We start from the raw sequence: 21,794 nt of genomic DNA on the forward strand, positions 1-21,794 counted from the left end.
CTGGAATCAGCGGGCTGGAATAGCGGGCCTTCAGCTACGCGAAATAGATGCTTCGCGCTGCCGGGGCAGCAAAGCTACGGCCTTAATACGTGGGCATGGCCGGATCGACTTCGGTAGCCCAAGCGTGCACACCGCCCGTGAGGTTAACAAGGTTATCGAAACCGAACTCCTGCTGCAGCTGTGCAATAGCCCGGCTGCTGCGCCCGCCGTGGTGGCAATACACGACGATGGGCTGGTGACGCGGCAGCTCCTGGGCGCGCTCAGCTAGGCTGCTCACCGGCATCAGCACCGCGCCGGGCAGGCGGCACAGCGCGTATTCGGCCGGCTCGCGCACATCCAGCACAAACGGCGGCAGCGCCGCCGTCAGCTGCTGCCGGAGCTGTGTGGGCGTAACGGCGGCCACCAGCGGCTGGCACAGCTCGGCGTAATCGGCGGGGTTGGCCGTGTCAAGGTTGATACGTGCCCGCTCGGGGTGGCGGACAAACCGCAGGGCGCGGGTTTGGAACGACAGCGCGTCGAAAAGCCACAGCCGGCCGCTGAGAATTTCGCCCAGCCCCAGAATAACCTTGAGGGCTTCGGTGGCCTGAGCGCACCCAACCAGTCCCGGTAGTACGCCCAGCACGCCGGTGGCGGCACAGTTGGGCGCCTGGGCGGCCGAGGGTGGCTGCGCAAACAGGCAGCGGTAGGTGGGCCCGCCCTGGTAGTTGAACACCGAAACCTGGCCTTCGAACTTATAGATGGCCCCCGAAATCAGGGGCTTGTCTGCACTCACGCAGGCATCGTTGAGCAGGTATCGAGTCGGGAAGTTATCGGAGCCGTCGATGACCAGGTCGTAGCGCGCTACCAGCGCGCGCACCGAAACCCGGTCGACGCGGCGCGGCACTACTTCGCACTGCACCAAGGGATTGAGCCGCTGCACAGCCTGGGCGGCGGCTTCGGCTTTGTTCTGCCCCAGCTGGGCGGGCCCGAACAGAATCTGACGCTGCAGGTTGCTGGCTTCCACCTGGTCGCCGTCGGCAATGCCCAGCGTGCCGACACCGGCGGCGGCCAAATACTGGAGCACCGGGCAGCCCAAGCCTCCGGCACCCACCACCAGCACGCGGGCGGCCTTGAGTCGCAGCTGCCCGGCTTCCCCTATTTCGGGCAGCTGCACATGACGTTTGTAGCGTTGCCGCTCTTCGGAAGTAAGCATGAAGCAAGTGTTGGAGCGTAGTGGGGAGTATAAAGAAAGTTGATTCCGTCCTGCCTTGATTAACACACGCCAGAGCAAGCAGAACACATGTATCAGAACTCTTTTGCCCGCTCTTGTGTGCAGCTAGGGAGTGAAAGTTGGGTTAGTGTAGCTACGGGACTTTGGTGGTGTCGCACAAGTCAGCACTCTTACCTCCTGGCCCGTATACGGCCATTGCAAGGGCAGCGGCCTGAAACCTTTGCTTCCCCGTCGACAGAAGAAGCGGAGAAGCAGGGGCAGTTTTCAAACTTGCGGTACGACCCAAAAGTTATTCTTTTACTGCCAGCAGAAACGCGGCCACCGGCATCCGGTTGCGCTGCTTCAGCCCGCAAAACTCAGCATTTTTCCGCATGCCAACGCCCCCCGTATTTCTGCCGCCTACCAGCTACGACTACCTCACGGTGCAGAAAGTGACCGGGGCTGAGAGCAGCGCCGCCTCCGACGTGGTAGCGGCGGAAGAGCCGCTGGAAATTCGTCTCGGCTTTGGCCCCGCCCACCAGCGGGAGCACCGCACGCTGGCCATCACCATGCGCACGCCGGGCCACGACATGGAGCTGACAGCCGGCTTCCTGCTCACCGAAGGCATCATCCGGAGCCGTGCCGACCTGACGGGCATCCGCTACTGCCCCGATGTGGAAAAGGAGGAGGAGCGCGAAAACGTGGTGCGGGCCGAGCTGGCCGAAAGCCTGGACGTATCGTTGCCGCGCCTGGAGCGCCACTTTTACACGTCCTCCAGCTGCGGGGTATGCGGCAAAACCAGCATCGACGCCGTGCATGCCGCGGCTTGCCCCGTGCTGCCGACTACCGGGCCCTACGTGGCCGCCGAAGTCATTCATGCGCTACCGGCTCGGCAGCGGGCGGCTCAGGCGCTGTTCGAGCAAACCGGGGGCCTGCACGCGGCGGCCTTGTTTTCGCCCGAGGGTGCGCTGCTGCTGCTACGCGAAGACGTGGGCCGCCACAACGCCCTGGACAAAGTAATTGGGGCGGCGCTGCTGCAAGAGTGGCTTCCGCTGCACAACACGGTTTTGCTGGTCAGTGGCCGGGCGTCGTTCGAGCTGGTGCAGAAGGCCGCCGTGGCCGGCATTCCGGTGTTGGCGGCCGTGGGGGCACCCAGTTCGCTAGCGGTGCGGGCCGCCACCGATTTTGGCATGACCCTCTGCGGCTTCGTGCGGCAGCAGCGCTACAATATCTATTGCGGCGCGTGGCGCATCCAGACTGAAGCAGGAAATATGCCCGGGAAATAGGCAATTATCCTGTCTTGGTTTTACCCTTTACCACGCACCTGCGTACTTCTACATTCCTGCTTTTACCTCCTGTGCTCTACCCATGAAGCTCCGTCTCGAAGACAACTCGCTCCGCCTGCGCCTTTCGGAGGCCGAAGTCCGGCACTTCGCTGCTACCGGCCGGGTAGCGGTGGGCATGGCGCTGGGGCCCACCCAGCAGGAGAGCCTGACCTACGCGCTGGAACGGGCTGATTCGGAGGAATTTCGCGTTACGTATGGCACGGGCACCCTTACGGTGAAGGTGCCCGCCGCTTTGGCCGACACCTGGACCAGCACCACCCAAAATGGCCTTTCCGCCACCCTGATGGTAGCTAAAAACCAACCGTTACGTATTCTGGTTGAGAAAGACCTGGATTGCAGTCATTAGACTATCAGGCTCCGCTCCACGCATTCCTTACATCCACGCCGCCACCGACACCTACTATGGAAGATTCCCCTAAAACCGACCCTACCAAAGCTGGCAAGGACCAGGAGCAGAAAGCTGAGAATGCGCCTAAAAGCGGCGAGCGGCCCGACCAGGGCAAAGCTCCCGCGCCCGACCACTACCGAGCGGAGCCCCAAACCAAGCACGAGCAGCACCACATTACGGCCCCCGATACGGTCAATGCCAAATACCTAAACCCGGTGCTGGCCCAGCCACCGGAAGCCCTGACTGGCCTCCGGCTGGAAGGCCAGCAGAGAGTAGCCGCCGGCGTTACAGCAGTCCTCAAGTCGATGCAGTTCAGCTGGGCCGAAGGCGGCGTGGGTAGGGGTACCAAAGCTTTGCTGGGCCTCAACCAAAAAGACGGTTTCGACTGCTCCAGCTGCGCCTGGCCCGACCCCGACGAGCACCGTTCGGTAGCCGAGTTCTGCGAAAATGGCGCTAAGGCCACTGCCTCCGATGCCGACGACAAAGCTGCGGGCCCGGAGTTTTTTGCCCGCCACAGCTTGGCCGAGCTTTCGCGCATGACCGACCGCGACCAGAATAACGCCGGCCGCCTGACGCACCCTATGGTGAAGCGCCCCGGCGACAACCACTACTCGCCTATCGCCTGGCCCGCCGCCTTCCAGATTATTGCCGACGAGCTGAACGCCTGCGACTCGCCCGACGAGGCCGTGTTCTACACATCGGGCAAGGTGCCCAATGAGCCGGCTTTCCTGTTTCAGCTGTTTGTGCGGCAGTTTGGCACCAACAACCTGCCCGACTGTTCCAACATGTGCCACGAGAGCAGCGGCTCGGGGCTGAGCCCAACGCTGGGCCTGGGCAAGGGCTCGGTCACGCTTAATGACATTCATGAGGCCGAGGTTATCTTGGTCATTGGCCAGAACCCCGGCACCAACCACCCGCGCATGCTGTCGGCTTTGCAAAAGGCCAAGCGCAACGGAGCCAAGATTATCAGCGTGAACCCGCTGATTGAAGCTGGTCTCAACCACTTCAAGAACCCCCAGGATTTCATGAACCCGCTACGCGCTTTGGGTGCGCTGATGGGTGACGGCACCCAGATTACTGACCTGTTTCTGCAGGTGCGCGTGGATGGCGACATGGCCCTGCTGCGCGGCATCATGAAGCACCTCTTTGAGGCTGAAGACCGGAACCCCGGCAAGGTAGTAGACCGGGCTTTCGTGGCAGAGTATACCACTGGCTTTGAGTCGTTCGAGCAGAACATTCGCACTACTTCCTGGGAAGATATCGAGACGATAAGCGGCATTTCGCGGGCTCAATTGCTGGAAGCGGCTAATATGCTGGCGACGAAGCAGAAGATCATCACCTGCTGGGCAATGGGCGTTACGCAGCAGCGCCAGGGCGTGCAAACGGTGCAGGAAATCGTGAACCTGCAGCTCATGAAGGGCGCTATCGGCAAGCCGGGCGCGGGCACCTGCCCGGTGCGCGGCCACTCCAACGTGCAGGGCGACCGGACGATGGGCATTTGGGAGCGGGTGCCGAAAGGCTTCCGCGAAGCGCTGGAGAAGGAGTTTCACTTCACCACGCCGACCGAGGATGGCTACGACGTAGTGGAAGCCATCAAGGCTATGCATCTGGGCAAAACCAAGGTGTACTTTGGCCTGGGCGGCAACCTGCTGGCGGCTGGCCCGGACACCGAAATCATTGCCGACGGCATGCGCAAGCAGAATCTGACCGTGTACGTGGGCACGAAGCTCAACCGCGGCCACCTCGTGACGGGCAAAACCAGCCTGCTGTTACCGTGCTTTACGCACGTCGATATTGATATGCAGAAATCGGGACAGCAGATGACTTCCTGCGAAAACTCGATGGGAGTTGTGAGCCAGAACAAAGGAATTTTGGTGCCGCTGGAGGGCGAGATGCTCAGTGAGGTAGCCATTATCTGCGGCATGGCCATTGCCACGCTCGGCGACCGGACCAAGACGGACTGGGTAGCTATGACGGAGAACTACGACGTCATTCGCGACCATATCTCGCGCGTAATTCCGGGTTTTGAGAAGTTCAACGAGAAGCTGCGGCGGCCCGGTGGCTTCTACCTACCCAATGGCCCCCGGGAGCGGAAATTCACTACGCCCAACGGCAAGGCGAACTTCACGACGACCACCCTCGACAACTACACCATTGAGCCCGACCAGCTGATTATGATGACGGTGCGCAGTCATGACCAGTTCAACACGACCATCTACGAGTACAACGACCGGTATCGGGGTATTCAGGGCGAGCGGCGCGTGCTGTTCATGAACGTGCAGGACATGGCCACCCGCGGCATCAAGGCCAAGGATTTGATTGATATCACCAGTCATTTCGAAGGCCAGGAGCGCACGGTGGAGAAATTCGTGGCCGTGCCGTATGACATCCCGAAAGGCAACGTGTCGGCGTATTTCCCCGAGGCCAACCCGCTGGTGCCCATCACCAGCGTAGCCAAAGTAAGCAACACGCCGACGTCGAAGTATGTGGTGGTAACGGTGGTGCCTACCCGGGCCGTCGATAGCACCAAGGAATACCTGGAAGCCCGTGTGGCGGCGCAGGAAACGGCCTAGGCTGTCCTGCACCGGCTTCACCAAGCAACGAGCCCCGGCGCACCAATGCGCCGGGGCTTTCTGTTGCTAGCCACTTAGTGGTCGGGCTGGCCCGGCGTAGGGCTTTTATACCGATGCGCTGCCACCCAACTCCCATTCTCTTCGTATTCTTGTTGCCTTCTTCACCTGCCTGCTTATGTCCACCGATTCCGAAATATCCATCTTCACCCACCACTTCGGCCGCCCTAACCCAGCCGTGCCGCCGGGCGACTTTTTCACCGACAAGTTCGACAAGAGCCTGTGGCGCATGATGTACGACGAGGTGGGCGCGGGCTGGTACCGCAACGGCTTTCTGTACCTGTTTGGCACCGAGCTGCCGCTGCTGAACCTGGCCCTGGCAGCGTGGGCGCACATTCTGGAAGCCGAGGTAGAGCGCACCGTTATCGGGCGCAATGCCTACGGCATGCTGCTGGTGGCCGAGAGCACCACCGAGGAAGGCACCGATGCGCCCATTGGCCTACTCGACCCGGCGGCGGGCACCTACACGAAGTTCGAAGGGCTGGATTTTGCCGGTCTGCTCAGCGACTGGCTCCCGGAAGACCGCCTGCCCGGCTTCCTCGACCAGGCTGCCTACGACGCCTTCCGGCAGAGCGACGGACAGCTGCTGGCCCACGAGGTGCTGGCCGCCGGCCCGGCCCCCGAAGACGCGCTGACGTACCACCAGCGCATGGCCGCGCAGCATGCGGGCCGCTGAACTGCCAGCCCCAGCGGGTCGGCAGTTCGGTAGAAAAACCGATCCTGAAAAACTCAAAAGCCCCAGCGGGGCGGCACCTTCATTCAACGATTGGTGCCAACCCGCTGGGGCTTTTCGCTTACTTGCTGCCTACTGGGCCTAGAAAGGATAGCCGATGGCAATATTCAGGCGGGGGGCGGGTTCTATGGCGTCGGCCAGCTTGATGCCGTTCGTGTCGAAGACTTCGCCGGTGGCGTAGGGGTAGCGCAACGGGTAGGCCAGATCGAAGCGGATGACGAAGAACTGCACGTCGATGCGGATGCCCGCGCCGGCGCCCACGGCCAGCTGCTTCATGAAGCTTTTGGGGTCGAACTGGCCGCCGGGGCGCTTATCGTCGGGGTTCACCAGCCAGATATTGCCCGCATCTACAAACAGCGCCCCTTTCACGTAGGGAAACAGATCCTGGCGGTATTCGGCATTGGCTTCCAGACGCACGTCGCCCACCTGGTCGTAGAACTGTGTGGAGGTTTCGCGGGAAGTAATGGGGCGGTAAGTGCCCGGCCCGAGGCCCCGGGCGGCAAAGGCCCGCACGCTGTTTGGCCCCCCGATACCGTACTGTTTCAGGTAGGGCAGCACCGTGGAATTGAGGTACGGGATGCCGGCCCCGATGAGCACGCGGGTGGCAACCTTGTTGCCGCTGGTACGGTCGGGCGAGATGCGGAAGTAGTTGCGAAACTCCAGATCGACCTTGGTGTACTGCGAAAACTCCTGCTTGAAAAGCGTATAGGCCTGGCTGTTATCGGCCGGGTTGGTCACCTTCTCGCGGCCTGCCAGGTTGCTGACCAGGTAGGCCAGGTTGCCTGAGCCTTCGAGGCCGCCGCTGAAATAAATCTGGTTGCGGCGCTGCTCCAGCGTCTGCTGATTATAGGTGTAGCGGTAGCTGCTGCCCAGAATAAACTGCTGGCGGAAGCTATTGGCCAGAAATGGCCGGTCAATAAGCAGCTGTTTGAACTCGGGGCTGGTGGTGCCCAGCCGGATGTATTGCAGATCAATCGGGCGTAGCTCCTGCTCGTTGGTGAGCTTGGTTTTCCAGGTGTAGCCGTAGTTCAGAGTCACCACATCTTCCTGAAAAGCCCCCACCCGCTGCACGTAGCGGTAGCCGGCCCCAAAGCTGGTGCGGGGCTGGAAGTCGGAGTTGCGCAGCCGGATATCGAACAACGGCGTAAGCAGGCGCGGCACCAGCAGCTGGGCATCCACGCCGACTTCGTAGCTGGTGATGCCGATGGTATTGGTGTTGGCCAGGGTCTGATTTTCGAAATTGCCCGTCAGGTTGATGAGCAGCTGCTCGGCCCCACGCAAGGCCGAGCGGTTGCGGTACTGCACCTGGAAGCCCGGCCCCACAAAGCCGTTGGACTTACTCACCAGCAGCACTTCGGCCCGCAACGACTGCTTGGGCACCTGGGTCATCCGGATAAAGGAGTTCAGGAAGCCGTAGCCGGCCGAATCGGCCTTGGCGCGGGCGGGCCGGAAGCGCATATCCACGAACTTGAACGTGCCCAGGCTCATCAGACGGCTCAGCGTCTGGTCGGAGCGGCGGCGGCGGTACACGCTGTCGGGATACAGGAAGGTGGCGTTGGTAATGGCGCTGGCCTTGAACACCTTCTCGTCGGGGTAATAGCGGTATTTCCCGTAGATGATGGGCCGCTGGTTCTGGGTGGTATCCGAGAGGTTGTAGCTGGTGTTCAGCGTCACGTTGTTCAGGATGTAGGGCTTGGCCGCGCGGGGCGGAATCGTGCCTTTCACCTTCAGAAACACGTTCACCTGGTTGTCCAGCGTGCTATCGACCTGGAACAGAATATAGTCGGGCGTGAAATAGTAGTAACCCTGGTTTTTGAGCACGCCGTCGATGCGGGCCCGCTCATTGATGAAGGTTTGCAGGCTGTACGGGTCGCCCACTTTCAGCAGCGAAGCCGACTCGGTGGCCCGGATGGCGCGGTCAATCAGCGTGTCGCGCTCCGGGAAGTGAATCTCCTTGATGGTATAGGGCTTGCCGACGTTGGCCGTGTAATCGACCTGGGCGGTAGCGCCTTTCACCGCCACTTTGCTGCTCACGGTGGGCTTGAAATAGCCGTTGTTGTTGAGGCGGTTCACCATCAGGCCCTTCACCGTCTGGGTATCGGCTTGGCTCAGCAGCACGGGTTTTTCGCCGTACTTATTGGCCAGCCACTTGCCCAAACCCTTGGTTTTGCCCTCGCCCATGTGCCAGAAATACAGCTTGGGCCGCAGCCCCAGAATGGAGGCGTTGGGCTTGGGAGCAATAACGGCCGTCAGCTCCGTGGTCAGCGCGGCCTCATTGGGAATCGGGCTGTCCGACTGCACTTTCACCGCGCCGCCGGTATAGAGCTTCGCGCCTTCGGGAATGAATTTCGTGCCCGAGCAGCCGCTGGCCAGCAGCCCGGCTACCACGGCCAGCAGGCGCACCCCACCCCCGGCCCCTCCCCACAGGAGAGGGGTGCCAAGCGAAGCTGACGACTGACACTCCTCTCCTGTGGAGAGGGGCCGGGGGTGGGGTTGCGCACGGGAGAAGAAGGACAAGAACATTGAGCTCAATAGAAAACGAAAAAACTAGCGGCTGGTGGTGGGTTTCGGCTGCGCCCGCACCGAGTCGCGGCGCGTGACGGCACCGGGCGTCTGGGTCGAGTCGGGGGCGGCCTTTTTCTCCTGGCGGCGCTGGCGGCGCTCCTGCTTCACTTCCTCCTTCACCACGTCGTCGATGCCCTTGAACAGGTCGGCCAGGTCGCGGTAGTCGCGCTGGAAGATGAGCGACGCGCCGGTACGCACAAACTGCCCGTCGATGTCGCCGTAGGCGTTGTTGCGGAAGGCCCGCAGGCGGATGCGGCCATTGGCCAGCACGTTGTACTCCACGCTCACGTCGCCGGCAAAGCTGCTCACGCCGCCGCTGTTCTGGCCAGTTGAGGCCTGGTTGCCGCCGCCCAACGGTACGTCGGTACCGAGACGCACGGTGAGGCGATTGTTGAGCAGCTGGCGGCGCACGGCTACGTTCAGGTCGGTGCGGGTTTTCTCGGCCCCCGAGGAGTAGTCGGCATAGGAATTCACGCCCAGCTCCACGCCCAGGTTGGAAAGGTAGCTACCGGTCAGGTTATTTAGCTGCTGGGTCAGCACCTGGCTGGCCGAGCCGCGCAGCTGGTCGGCCACGATGTTGCCGCCGCTCGACTTAAACGGATCCTGCGACATAAACCGGCTGAGCACCAGCAGCGAGAATACCTGCTTGTTCAGCTCCGAGGTTTCGCTGGGCTGGCGCAGTTGGGCCAGGCGCGTTTCGATGGGGCCGCGCAGCTCACTGCGGGCACTTTCGGGCAGCTTGATATCGAAGCCGATAAGGGGCTTGAGCAGCTCGCCGGTCACGTTCAGGTACACCTGGAAGGGCAGTTGGTTGCGGCCCACGGCCTGCAGGGTTTCGTCGGCCAGGCCCTGGGCGGCCAGCAATTCGGCCGGCGGCGCTTTCACGTTATAAATAGCCGACACGTTTAGCTGGGCATTATACGGGTCGCCGGTCCAGGAAATGGTGCTGCCGGGGGCAATGGCGAAGTCGCGGGAAGCTAGGTCGTAGAGCGACATGGCGTATTTGCCCTCCGTCACATCGAGGCGGCCGTTGAGCGTGATAGTGCCGCTGGGGTCAATGGCCGTGCGCAGCGTGCCGTTGGCCCGCACTTTCAGGTTGTCGCCGCTGGCTTGGTCGATGATGATGGTGAAGGGCGTGTTGTCGTTCACCGTCACGGTGGCCGTGATGTCGTAGCCGGCGGCGGTTTTCACCGAATCCAGCGCCAATCGGCGGGAAAGCATGGTGTCGAGCGGGGCGCTTTTGTCGATAAACTGCACGATACCGTCGCTGCTTACCTTACCGGCTTCGTCGTTGGGCACGGCCACTTTCAGGTCGGAGCCTTCGGCCACCACGGCGCGGGTGCGCACCACGGGCAGGTTCATATTGCCGGTAATGCGCGTATCCGAATCGACCACCAGCTTGCCCCAGAACAGCGGATTATCCTGCCGGGAACTTTGCACGGCCAGAAACTTGTCGGTCGTCACGTTCAGGTCGAAGCGGTAGTCATCCACGTAGTTGCGGGTGTACACCGTGCCCGTGGCCACGGCCTTGTTGCCCACCGAATCGACCACCGTGAAGTTGTCGAAGGTGAGGCCCTGCGGTCCGAAGTTCACCGTCTGGCTCGGCACGCGGTAGGGCGCACCCAGCTGGCTCACAGTAAAGCCCGCGTCAGCGGTAGTCGTAATAGCGCCCTGAATCAGCGGCTGGCTCACGTTGCCGGTCACGTTCAGGGTGCCGGTCAGGCCGCCCGTCGATTCGCGCAGCTGGCCGGCCGAGAAGGCCTCGGCAGTTTTGATATCGAGGCGGTTCACCGTTACCACAAACTGAATCGGGTCGGGCGGCGTGGCCAGGTAGTAGCCCACGGCCCGCACGTCAGCACCCGAGGCGTTGGTCAGGCGGGCATCCACGTTGTAGCGGTTGGCGGTGGGGTTGGTGGCTTTCAGCGTCACATCACCCAGCAACGACTTATTGTAGGCAAAGCTGGTCAGGGCCAGATCAGCGGTAAATGCTTGTTTGGGCTTGCCGATGCTGAAGGCCACGGCCTGCCCATTGAGCGTGCCCGCCACCATCGAGTCGGGCATGCCGCCGGCTTTGGCCAGGCCGTTCAGGTCGAAGTTGGTAATCGTGGCCTGCAACGGATACTGCGCACCGGGCAAGGTTTGCAAGGCCAGCACCTGGTTGCCCTGACTGAGCCGCACATTCTGGGCCAGAATAGCGCCGGTAGCCGTAGTGTAGCGCACCTCGTTGTTGGGCTCCACGGTCCATTTCTGGTTGTCCAGCACCAGGTTGGGCGCAAAGCTGAACGCATACGCAGCACCCTGGTTAATGACTTGCAGCACGCCCGCCACGTTCAGCTTCTGCACGCTGTCCGATTCGGCAATGCGCAGGTTGGTGCCAATCTTGTTATCGGCGATGCTGCCTACCAGGCTCGGATTCGGCAGCCGCAAGGTCGTATCCTGACTAGCCTGCCGCAGCCGCACCGCGTAGTCCAGCTTCTGGGCATCCGACGACACATTGAGCCGCAGTGAATCCAGGGTGTATACGTCGTAGCGAATCAGCGGAATGCGGCTGTTCAAGGTCAGATTAGCGGCGCGGCTGTCGTAGCTGCCGGCCAGCTTGAAGGGCGAAAGCTGCTTGAGGCCCGGCACCAGCTGGGTGGCAATCTTCGGGTCTTTCAGGTTGGCATCGAAGGTAAACTGACGATAGACGCTGGAAGGCGTGTACTTCACCCCTGGCAAGTCGAAATACCGGTCGATGTGGCGCTGCAGCTCCAGAGCAATGTCGCCCAGGCGGGTATTGCCGCGCAGCGTAGCGTCCAGCACATTGGAGGCAAAATCAACCTCGGTGCGGCCCGGCCGCTGCAAAATGCGGCCACTGAGCGAGTCGAGCGCAAACGGTTGATTGTCCTTTACAATTACGATGCGGCGGCCCGAGAACGTGCCGTTCAGCGAGTTCAGATCCGAGCCGCTGATGTTGGCCTGCAAATCACCCTGAATGCGCAGGTCGCCGCCGGTATAGAAGCCCAGCGCCGTCAGGTTGGCCCCGCGCAGGTTCAGACGGTCGACGGTGTAGGTGGGGTTGTTGGCGTCGCGCAGGTTCACGGTAGCCAGCAGGTCCAGGTTCAGGTTGGGGTCGGTTTTGCTTCGGGCGTCTATTTTGTAGATCTGCCGGTCGATGTCCACGTTGGCCGTAATGCCGCGGTAGTTGTAGCCGTTGTAGCGGGCACTCTGCACATTGGCCACCAGCTGGCCGCGCATCTGGGCCGGGTCGAGGCCGCGCGCGTTCAGGCGGCCGTTGGCCGTGATTTTACCAATGGTCGGGTCGCGCAGAAACTTGCCCACATCCAGCCCCTGGGTGCTGAACACGGCCGTAATCGGCTCCTGCCCTTTCGGCCCCGCGCCCATATCTATCTTGGCCGTGGCGTTGCCGAAGCTGGTGGTAGCCCGCAGGTTGGCATCAAAAATCTGGGCCGTGGGCCGGCCTTTAAACGTGCCGGCCACCGTCATGCGGGCCGGCAGGCGGTATTCGGCCGGAATCGTACCCTTCGGCAGCAGGCTTTTCAAATCGGCATCCGAGGTCGAAAACTGCTTGATGTTCAAGTCAGCGTACAGGCGGCGGTCGGTTTCGGGCAACCCCTGAATCCGGCCGCTGGCCTTCACCACCGTGTTGCGGAAGCCCACGAATTCCAGGTCTTTGATGCGCATGTCGCCCACGCGCCCGGCCACCTTGCCGCTGATGAGCACCGACTGATTCGGGCCGGTATTGAACGGCGGCGTGCCGGCCAGGTCGGGGGCCAGGTACAGGATGTCGCGGAAGCCGAGGCGCACGTTGCGCAGGTCGCCCTCGATGCCCAGATTCGGCAGCTGCCTGGTATCGGCCAGCGCGTCGAGGCTCTTGTAGCGCATGGCCAGCGTCTGGCGGATGCGGGTGTGAGGCGTTATTAAGTCCAGGTTATCCAGCCGGGTCTGCACCGAGTCGAAAATCACGTCGGCCGTAGCACTCTGCACCTGGAAGCCGCTTTTTTCCTTGCCCGCCAAGTTCACGATGCGGCCCGTAGTGCTGTTTTCGGAGTAAAAAAGGTTCTCCGTATTCAGCACCAGATCCGTGAACTGGAGGTGGTTGTAGTCCATAGCCGGCACGCGGGTGCGCTGCTTGGGCTCGTCGAAGTTGTCGAAAGCCACGTCCACGCCGCTGATATCGGACTTCTTGAGCGTGACTACCCAGCTGGTGGCCGCGCCGGTGGCTTTTTCCACCGATTCGTTCAGGTCGCGCACGGCTTCGGCGGGGTTCACCACGCGCTGCTCCACGGGCACATTCTCATTCTGGGCGTAGGCAAAGGACGTATTGCGCAGCTTCAGCTGGTTAAGGTCGATGCGCGAGTTGATGAGGTCAATCTTATCGGCCGTGGCTTCGGCCTCACCGATGCGGGTGCTGATAAACTGCGCCGCCACGTTGTTGCGGTACGTCAGGCTCACGTTGTTGAGCGTGGCGCGGTTCAGGCCAAATACGGTCGTAAGCGGCTCGGAAGGCGTGTCGGGCGGCACCTTGGTTTGCACAATTCCGATGCTGGTATTTTTTAGCGCAGCGGTATTGATGCGGTAAATAGACCTGTCAACATCTACCTCATCCATCGTCACAGCCAGGTCGCCAACCTTAGTGCGAATGTCGTTGCCGTCCACCTGATCCTGGTACGTTAGGTAGATGTTGGATAAGTGCAGGTCACCGATGTTGTACTTGAAGCCGCCCGTGGAGTCGACGGGAGCGGCGGCGGTAGTATCAGTGGAAAAGGCCGCCACGATAAAGTCATAGTTGGAAACGCTGTCGGGCTCGGTACGCTTGATGTGCAGCGTCCCATCATTGAGCTCCAGCGACTTCACATTGATCTGCGATTTGGTCAGCGCCCACAGGTCCAGATTGAGGCCAACATGACCGACCGAAAGCAAGGTATCTCGCTGCTGGTCTTCCAGATACACGTTGTCGAAAGATATAGCATTACGGAAGTCGGTGCGAAACTTGCCGATGCGTACTTCCGTGCCCAGCTTGTCGCGAAGATAGGTTTCAGCCCGGCGAGCTACGAAGTCCTGAGTAGCGGGAAACTGCAAAGCCACGACGGCCACAATTACCAGCAGCAACACAAAAGCCACCAACCCGAGTAGGGCATATAGAGCGCGGCGGGCGTAAGTAGGGAGAGAGTTAATGGCGCAAAAAAGATTGAAGGTACGCCCGTCCCAACGCAAAAACAACCGTGCGGGTTGGCTTGCGCTTCGTGCGCTGCTTACGGCCGGGGCACGTCCCGACCGCTAAAACATAGTATTTATTCAATGAATAAAATTATCAGAAAGTCGATCTGTACAGCCACCACCCAATAGCAACCACAAATCGCTGTTTACCTGCTTATTACCCAATAAATTCACTTGCGCAACTACCGCAATTAACGGCGCAAGTAATCAATTCGGTGCCACTACGCTTCCGGAAAGCAAAACTTACTCCTCCACTCTAGTATCTTTCGCCTCCAACCCGAATTTCCCTCCCATGATTCTTCGTTTTACGCTGCCATTTCATACGGCCTGGGGCCAGCGGCTGGTAGTCTGTGGCTCTGTGCCTACCCTGGGTTCCTGGAACCTGGCGCAGGCCCTGGATTTGCATTACCACCCGGCTTCCGGCTTCTGGAGCCAGGAAATAAGCCTGCCCGACGACCAGGCCGGCACCGTGGAGTACAAGTTTATTCTGCTCGATGAGCGCAGTGGCAACGAAGACTGGGAATGGGGTGCCAACCGCGTAGTGCACTACGATGGCCGCCAGTTGGGCCGCATCGTGCTGGAAGACTACTGGCGGCCGGCGGCCCAGCCCGAAAACGAGTTGCACACCGCCGCTTTCACCCAAGCGCTGATGCGCCGGCCGACCCCGGCAAAAGCCAGTACGACCCGCCCAGCGGCCCGCGTTGCCGATTCGGTGATGCGCTTTCAGCTGGCCGCGCCCCGCGTCGACTCCGACCACCAGCTCTGCGTGCTAGGCTCCGACCCGGCGCTGGGTGCCTGGGATGCCCGCAAAGCCGTTCTCCTCTCCGACCAAGACTATCCGACCTGGGTAGCCGAGGTGGCCCTGGAGCACCCCGAGCGCACCACTCAATATAAGTATGGTATCTGGGACCCGCGCGACAAGAAAATTCTGCACCTGGAAGCGGGCGACGACCGGATTATTTCGGCTTCTGCCGACCGCAAAACGTTGCGCGTCCGCGCCGATGAGCATTTCCGCTACCCTACCGGCAACTGGCGCGGAGCGGGTGTGGCCCTGCCAGTATTTGCGCTACGCAGCCGCCGGGGCTTGGGTGTAGGCGAGTTTCCCGACTTGAAGCTGCTGGTGGACTGGGCCGCCAGCACCGGCCTGAAAATGGTGCAGATCCTGCCCATCAACGACACCACGGCCACCCATACCTGGGTCGACTCGTACCCCTACGCGGCCATTTCGGTTTTTGCCCTGCACCCGCAGTACCTCAACCTCGACGAAATTGCCGAGCTAGCCGAACCCGCTGACCGCCAGGAGTTAGAGCGGCAGCGCGACGAGTTCAACGGCCGCAACTTTGTGGACTACGAGCCGGTGATGAACGCCAAGTGGCACTTCATCAAGAAGCTCTACCAACAGGAAAAGGGGAAGTTTCTGGCCGATCCGGAATTTAAGACGTTCCGCGAGCAGCAGCAGAGCTGGCTGGTGGCCTATGCGGCCTTCTCGGCCCTGCGCGACCGGTTCGGCACGGCCGACTTTTCGCAGTGGCCCAGCGAGTTTCGGACCCCGCAGCGCCTCGATGAGCTGACGGCCGAAACCCAGGCTGACTTCGATGAGTTTGGCCTGCACTTCTTCACGCAGTTTCACCTCGATAAGCAGCTGCGCGATGCCGTGGACTACGCCCGCCAAAGCGGAGTGGTCATGAAGGGCGACCTGCCCATCGGCATCTACCGCCACTCGGCCGATGCCTGGACCCAGCCCGAGCTCTACCACATGGACCAGCAGGCCGGTGCTCCCCCGGACGACTTCTCGACCACGGGCCAGAACTGGCGCTTCCCGACTTACAACTGGGAGCGGATGGCCGAGGACGGCTACACGTGGTGGAAGCAGCGCATGAGCCACCTGGCGCGCTATTTCGACGCCCTGCGCATCGACCATATTCTGGGCTTTTTCCGAATCTGGGAAATGCCCGGCCATTCGGTAGAGGGCTTGCTGGGGCATTTCTCCCCGGCGTTGCCGCTTCACCGCCACGAAATCGAGCAGCGCATCGGCTGGTTCGACCACGGCCGCTTGTGCGAGCCCTACATCCGCTGGCACATCCTGAACGATATTTTCAAGGAGCAGGCCGAGGCTGTGCGCCAGGAGTTTCTGGATGAAACCACCCCTGGTATTTTCCGTCTGAAGGAGCACTTGCGCACGCAGCGGCAGATTGAGGAAGTGTTCGGGAAGAAAATTGCCGCTGAGCCCAGCAATGCCGAGCATTACAGCTGGCTGCGCACGGGTTTGTATCAGTTGGTCAACGAAGTACTTTTTGTGCCTGCCGCCGAGGCTGACTTTTACCACCCGCGCATCACGCTGCCCAAGACGTATGCTTTCCGCGAGCTGGATGACCATACCCGCCACCGCCTCCACGACCTCTACAACGACTTTTTCTACCGTCGCCACGAGGATTTCTGGCGCGACCAAGGCATGGTGAAGCTGCCGGCCGTGCGCTACGCCACCAACATGCTCATCTGTGGTGAAGACCTGGGCATGGTGCCCGAATCGGTGCCCGGCGTTATGAAGGCGCTGGGTATTCTGGGCCTCAACATCCAGCGCATGCCCGCCGACCCCAAGGTGGAGTTTGGCCACCCTGGCGTGGCCCCTTACTTATCAGTCGTCAGCCCGGGCTCCCACGACATGAGCACCGTACGCGGCTGGTGGGAAGAAGACCCGGCCCGTACCCAGCGTTTCTTCGAGAATACGCTGGGCCACTGGGGCGAGGGCGCGCCCTACCACTGTGAGCCCTGGGTGGCCCGCGAAGTGACGGTGCAGCACTTGCACTCTCCCGCCATGTGGGCCGTGTTCCCGCTGCAGGATTTGCTGGCTATGAGCCCAGCCCTACGCCGGGCCAACCCGCTGGACGAACAAATAAACGTGCCCAGCAACCCCACCCACTTCTGGAAATACCGCCTGCATCTGAATCTGGAGGACCTAGTGCAGGAAATAGGCTTCAACCACGACGTGCAGCAGCTGCTCATCAGTAGTGGCCGCCAGCGGGTATACTAATTCAGCAAACAACGATACCGGAATTTGAAGGCTGGAGTACACTTGCTGTACTTCAGCCTTATTCGTTTCATCACCCCTCGCAATCCACACTTTAGTACAAATCGTATCGATACATAACAAGATCATAACCAACCAGGCGATGGTCATGCGGTGCGGTTCTGATACTTTAGCCCAGCCAAAGGCTGGTAGTTCTGAGTCAGCACCACTGTTTGGTCAAACAAGGCGCGGAAGCCAGATTATTCGAAGAGAATGTGTCCGTTAGGCGCAATCAAATTCTGCGAGCGTTCAGACAAAATTAGCTGTCGTTCAGCGAGAACCGGTAAATGTTCAGCGAAAAAATAACGCATAATTAAGTTATGCGGAGTAAGTTTGCATATTGATTAGTATGCGCAAGCCGCACTTCACCCCCTTTTAGAATTTTTTCTGCTCTTTTCATAACATTTCCTATGTCAACAGTTCTACGCCTGACAGCTCTGCTGTTACTCTGGCTGACCTTCCTCCCCAACAGGGCTCAAGCCCAAGCGGAAGGACCGGCTTTCTCCTGTGACGGCACTTTCTACCAGATTCGCCAGATCGGAACTGGTCCCACGGCTTTCTCGGCGCTGTACGTAGTAAACCGCAGCACTGCGGTGTACACTACTAATGTTTTCACGTTTGGGGGCACCAATACCACCGGCAACTTGGGTGTAGTGCTGAACGCCTTGGCCTACAACCCCCAGGATAGTTACCTCTACGCCCTGTCGTATCCTGCTGATAACGGTACTCCTGACCCAGCTGGTATACGGCTGTACCGTATTGGCAGAAGCGGCATTCGGGAGTTGGGTATCACCAACTTACCTGTAGCGCAGTACAACTCGGGTACTATCGACAGGCAAGGAAACTTTTACCTGACCACTCGCCAGAGTGCCGGCCAGTTTCTGAACACCTTCTTCCGGTTGAAGCTGTCCAACTTCGCCACCGTACTTACTTCGCACGACGAGCTGCCAGTGGTTGATACCAACGGCGCTACTGTAGGCGTAGATTTCACGGACATTGCCTACAGCCCCATCAACGACACTTTCTACGGATCCAGCTTCTTGGAAGATCTGTTCAAGATTAATGTTGTCACCAATGCTCAGGGGGTTGAGCGAGCCGTATTCTCCACTGTAAAATCGGGTGCAAACACTACCGTAGTAGGCTCCAACTTCTTCGATGTCGCGGGCAACCTGTATACTTATTCCAATGCGGGCGGTATCTACTCCATTGATATCGCTACGGGCGACGCTACGCTGATCAGCACCGTTGACGCCGCTCCTAACAGCGACGGTGCCAGTTGCATTAACCCCAGCGAGCGAATTGATGTGGTGAAAGATCTAACCAGTGTAACAGCAACTGGGACGGCCCGGCAGTTTGACGTACGGTTTGCCATCCGGGTAAAAAATACGGGCACTTCCACTGCCACCAACGTGCAGGTATCTGACTTCCTGCGCGGCAACGCCGTCAATACTACCTTCCCAACCTCTTCGACCGTTACACTGGTGTCGGGCGTTGTTACCAACTTCGCTGCCAATGTCGGAGTTCCACCAACGCTGGCCTTCAGCAACGCCTTCACCGGCCAGGGCGTCAATGCTGATTTGCTAACCACTAACCAGTCGTTGACGGCGGGCCAGAGTGCCCTGATCGACCTCACGGTGCGGGTAACATTCCCTAATAACCCAGGTACTCCAACTGCGGCGAGCCTTAACAACGCGTATGCCTCTACTACCAGCGGCACTAGCAACCAGGGCCACATTCAGCTTACCAACGGTGATGTTATTCCTCCCGGCAACCTGTTAGCCGCTGACCAATCGACCAACTCTGCGGCGCTGCCGCTTTCGCCCAATGCCGACACGCCTTCCGGTACACCAATACGCTTCAGCGTTGCTATTCAGGGGACTGTGTTTGAAGACATGAACTACGGCGGTGACCTTGGCCGCAGCCAGGCTACCAGCAACGGCCAAGGCTTACCCAGTGCGCGCGTAGAGCTCTACGGTGGTGGTGGTGGTTTTCTAAACTCTACTACTACTGATGCCAGTGGCAACTATGAGTTCACCACTGGTGCAGGTGGTGCAGCTTTAGGAACGGGAACCACTTATCAGGTGCGGGTAGTCAATAGCCTTGTTTTCAGTGCTCGTCCCAACCCATTCGCGGGTGGCGTATTAGGCGTTCAAACCTTCATCAACGGTAACACCAACCAAGTTGGAGGTGCCAACCCTAACCAAGTCGATATAGGACCAAACAACAGCAATGCATCAGTTGCCACGTTGCAGGCGCAGTCAACAACCACTATCCTTCAGTCCTTGACTACAGTTACCACCCCTGCCTCGGGGGCGCTGATAAACGTTGATTTTGGCTATAACTTTGACTTGGTTACCAATACCAACGCGACCGGCCAAGGCTCCTTGAGGCAATTTATTCTAAACAGCAGTTCCCTGGCAAATACCAACCTCGCGCAGGAAGGATTAACGGCTGGCAAGGAACACGCCATCTTCATGATGAATGATGGTGTAACGGCTACCAATGGGTTGCGGGGCATTGGTTTTGCCGCCACCGGCTACAGCGCCATAACGGGTGTGTTTACTATCACTCTCAATGCTCCCTTCACTCCAATATTTGACGATAATACCGTCATCGACGGCAAGCTGCAATCAAACCGTACAGGCGAAGATGCCCTCGTATCGGCCACGAGCACAGGCGCCGAGGTTGCCATTGACTTCAACCGCTACGCTGGCTTAATTTCTTTCGGTGCCAACACACGTATTGCTTCGGTTGCGCTCAGCAACGCGTTGGGTAACAGCCTCAACACGCCTGCTAACGCCGCTGGCCCGGCAGTGGCCGCCGATGGGGCCGCAGTTACGTTCAGCGGTGCCAATATTACTGGCTCTGTTGTAACGGACATCACTGCTACGGCTAACTTCGCCGCTGGCGTACGTCTGCAGGATAACGCCACAGGGGTTACGGTGAGCAACAACATTCTGCGCACGGCCCTGACCAACGGGGCTAACTTCAACTTCATCAACTCGGACGGGGCTGGCGTTATTTTGGCCGATGCGTCTACGAATACCATCACGGGCAACACTATTGGCAGCAATGCCGGCTACGGCATCGTGCTGCTTTCGGGTGCCAACAGCACCAATACCATCAGCGGTAACACCATTATGGACAACGGTGCGGGTACCGTCACTACCAACGATGCGGGCATTGCCATCATCACGGGTAATAATAACCTGATCAGCGACAACACCGTCACCGGCAACTCCGGCGACGGCATCGTGGCCATGTCGGGTACTTCGGGCAACCGCCTGACCCAGAACAATACCGGCAGCAACAACGGCAGCGGTGTAACCGGCAACCTGGGCATCGACCTTTCGTCGAACGGCACGGCTACCGGCGACGGGGTTTCGCTGAACGCCGATGGCAAGACGGCTGCTTCCGGCGCCAACAGCATGCTCAACTTCCCCGTCTTCACGCAGGCCACCATCACGGCCGGCGGCAACCTGGTGGTGTCGGGCTTTGCTAAGGCCGGGGTACTCATCGAGTTCTTCGTCGCCAGCGCCGACCCAACCAGCTTCGGCGAAGGAGCTACCTACCTCTTCAATGCTACCGAAGGCTCGGCGGGTGACACCGACACGCGCTTGTCTAGCTATACCGGGGGCCGCACCGATCTGAACCATGGCTCGGAAACCGGGGTCAACCGCTTCGTTTTCTCTATCCCAGTCAACGCTACACAGCGTGCGGCACTCGTAGCCAACCGCCTAACGGCCACGGCTACCGTGCCCGCTACCGTCAATGGCCTGGCAGTAGGAAATACTTCGGAGTTCTCGGGTATTATTGCCGTCATCAACAACCAGCCGCTACCCGTGGAGCTGGTGACGTTTGAAGCCCGCGCCGTGGGCCAGAACGGTCAGCTCACCTGGGCTACTGCTTCGGAGAAAAACAACGACCGCTTCGTATTGGAGCGCTCTACCGGCGAACAGGCTTTCACCCAGATTGCCACCATAAAAGGTGCGGGCACGAGTGCCCAGGGTCGTACCTACGGTTTCACCGATGCTGGTATCGGCGCGAAGCACACCGGCACCGTGTACTACCGGTTGAAGCAGATTGACACCGACGGCACCGTAAACGAAGCCGGCCCAGTGCGGACGCTGCTCTTCACGGGTGAGAAAGTAGCTGACGCTACGCTTTATCCGAACCCAACCGTAGCCGATACCGACACTAAGCTCGACCTGACGACGTTGCCAGTTGGCAGCTACCAGGTATCGATTGTGGATATGATGGGCCGCACCTTGCGCACGGACACGTACGCTGGCGGTGTGCCGCACTCTCTTAACGTGCAGACGCTGGCTTCAGGCTCTTACTTGGTAGTAGTTCGCGGTAGCAACGTGAAAATCACGAAGCGCCTGGTGAAAAACTAAGGAGCTCCTACTTCCTGCAAAAAAGCCTCTCCTGAACGGGAGAGGCTTTTTTTATTACCCGATAGTCAGTGAAGATGTTCAAAAAGTCAAAAGAGCGTCAGGCTGCGCAAGGTCGAAGCATCGCTACCGCCTCGTAGAACAGCGCTGACGGAGCAGTAGCGATGCTTCGACCTTACGCAGCCTGACCGTCTGGTAGGTTCTGAACGACTTCCTGGGGCAGCTTCAGTAGAAGGAATGCTAAAGGGCTAACCGTAGCGCT

Annotated in this window: 9 protein-coding genes; 6 read left to right on the forward strand and 3 right to left on the reverse strand. The window is 59.9% G+C overall.

From position 1 onward, the window contains the following. Positions 1-82: 82 nt before the first annotated feature. On the reverse strand, positions 83-1,192 hold the full coding sequence (gene moeB, locus E5J99_RS10650) for a molybdopterin-synthase adenylyltransferase MoeB (RefSeq protein ID WP_135497712.1): 1,110 nt from the start codon (positions 1,190-1,192) through the stop codon (positions 83-85). 389 nt (positions 1,193-1,581) lie between these two features. On the opposite strand from moeB, the gene fdhD reads away from it, so the two are divergent. The 4 genes from fdhD to E5J99_RS10670 all read left to right on the forward strand — a co-directional run bounded on the left by fdhD (position 1,582) and on the right by E5J99_RS10670 (position 6,229). Beyond that, on the forward strand, positions 1,582-2,475 hold the full coding sequence (fdhD, locus tag E5J99_RS10655; RefSeq protein WP_135497713.1) for a formate dehydrogenase accessory sulfurtransferase FdhD: 894 nt from the start codon (positions 1,582-1,584) through the stop codon (positions 2,473-2,475). Positions 2,476-2,557: 82 nt separating this feature from the next. Continuing rightward, a complete protein-coding gene (locus E5J99_RS10660; RefSeq protein ID WP_135497714.1) occupies positions 2,558-2,881 on the forward strand; it encodes a DUF7009 family protein in 324 nt (107 codons plus the stop codon). A gap of 56 nt (positions 2,882-2,937) precedes the next feature. Beyond that, positions 2,938-5,496, forward strand: coding sequence for an FdhF/YdeP family oxidoreductase (locus E5J99_RS10665; RefSeq protein WP_135497715.1), 2,559 nt, complete (start codon positions 2,938-2,940; stop codon positions 5,494-5,496). 175 nt (positions 5,497-5,671) lie between these two features. Next, positions 5,672-6,229 (forward strand): hypothetical protein, encoded by a 558-nt coding sequence (locus E5J99_RS10670; protein ID WP_135497717.1) that lies wholly within the window; start codon positions 5,672-5,674, stop codon positions 6,227-6,229. Between the two features lie 138 nt (positions 6,230-6,367). Here E5J99_RS10670 and tamL read toward each other — a convergent pair whose 3' ends face one another. After that, entirely contained in the window at positions 6,368-8,809 is a 2,442-nt protein-coding gene (gene tamL / locus E5J99_RS10675) for a translocation and assembly module lipoprotein TamL (protein ID WP_135497719.1), read from the reverse strand. A gap of 24 nt (positions 8,810-8,833) precedes the next feature. Further along, positions 8,834-13,975 (reverse strand): translocation/assembly module TamB domain-containing protein, encoded by a 5,142-nt coding sequence (locus E5J99_RS10680; protein WP_135497721.1) that lies wholly within the window; start codon positions 13,973-13,975, stop codon positions 8,834-8,836. Positions 13,976-14,363: 388 nt separating this feature from the next. On the opposite strand from E5J99_RS10680, the gene E5J99_RS10685 reads away from it, so the two are divergent. Both E5J99_RS10685 and E5J99_RS10690 read left to right on the forward strand, forming a co-directional pair. Continuing rightward, complete coding sequence (locus tag E5J99_RS10685) at positions 14,364-17,102, forward strand: 4-alpha-glucanotransferase (protein ID WP_135497723.1); 2,739 nt, start codon at positions 14,364-14,366, stop codon at positions 17,100-17,102. 446 nt (positions 17,103-17,548) lie between these two features. After that, entirely contained in the window at positions 17,549-21,535 is a 3,987-nt protein-coding gene (locus E5J99_RS10690) for a beta strand repeat-containing protein (RefSeq protein WP_135497725.1), read from the forward strand. Positions 21,536-21,794: the final 259 nt, after the last annotated feature.

It is taken from the genome of Hymenobacter elongatus, from assembly GCF_004745955.1.
GTDB classification, from domain to species: domain Bacteria; phylum Bacteroidota; class Bacteroidia; order Cytophagales; family Hymenobacteraceae; genus Hymenobacter; species Hymenobacter elongatus.